The 781-nt window shown below is 77.7% G+C and carries 2 pseudogenes; one reads left to right on the top strand and one right to left on the bottom strand.

Annotated elements, in window-relative coordinates:
- Window positions 1-212 (bottom strand): annotated as a pseudogene (locus KUM32_RS38365) (hypothetical protein); the annotation flags it as partial.
- Here KUM32_RS38365 and KUM32_RS38360 point away from each other — a divergent pair.
- Window positions 190-781, top strand: a pseudogene (locus tag KUM32_RS38360) (serine/threonine protein kinase); the annotation flags it as partial. The pseudogenes KUM32_RS38365 and KUM32_RS38360 overlap by 23 nt on opposite strands.

Raw genomic sequence — 781 nt, 5'->3', positions numbered from 1 at the left:
GCCGCGGGCACGCTGCCCGGCGCCGCCGGCCGGCCCGCGGGCCGCGCGGCGGGCGCCACCGGCCTCGCGAGCGGCGGCCAGCCCGGACCGCGCCGGGACGCGACGACCCCGCCCCGGCCGCACGCCGTCCCGGGGGCGCCGGCCGCGTCGGGGCCCGCCGGCGGTTCGCGCGCCTCGATCACCGACGTGGTGCCCAAGCGGACGCTGGTCATCGTCGTGATCGTCGTCCTGCTCGCCGTGCTGGGCACGGTGCTCGCCTTCGCCCTGGACGGCGGCGGTGACGGCGACAAGTCCGGTGCCCAGCCCACCGCTTCGAGCGGCCAGGACCCGACCACCGACGCCGACCCGACCGGCGACGGCGACGCGGACGCGCCGTCCACCGGCGCCCAGGACCCCACCGGGCAGGGCGAGGGGAAGGACGGACAGGACCAGGGGGACGGCAAGTCCGAGCAGCCGCGCGACGCGCTTCCGGCCGGCTACCAGCGGGTGAGCGACGACGCGTTCCACTTCGGCATGGCGCTGCCCAAGGGCTGGCAGAAGCGGCCCATCCCGGGCTACAGCGGCGGCACGGTCTACAGCGCCTCCGGCGGATTCCCGCGCGTACAGGTCGACTTCAACGCCAAGCCGCTGCCCGACGCCGCCAAGGCGTGGCGCGGCGCCGAGCCCGGGGCCTCCCGCACGATGAAGGGCTACCGGAGCCTGGGCATCCGCCCCGTGCAGTGGAAGGGCTACCCGACCGTCGCCGACTGGAGCTTCGAGCGCCAGCAGCGCGGCCAGGAGG

This window comes from Streptomyces sp. AC627_RSS907 (assembly GCF_019049165.1).
This window is presented reverse-complemented; position numbering and strand designations above follow the sequence as displayed.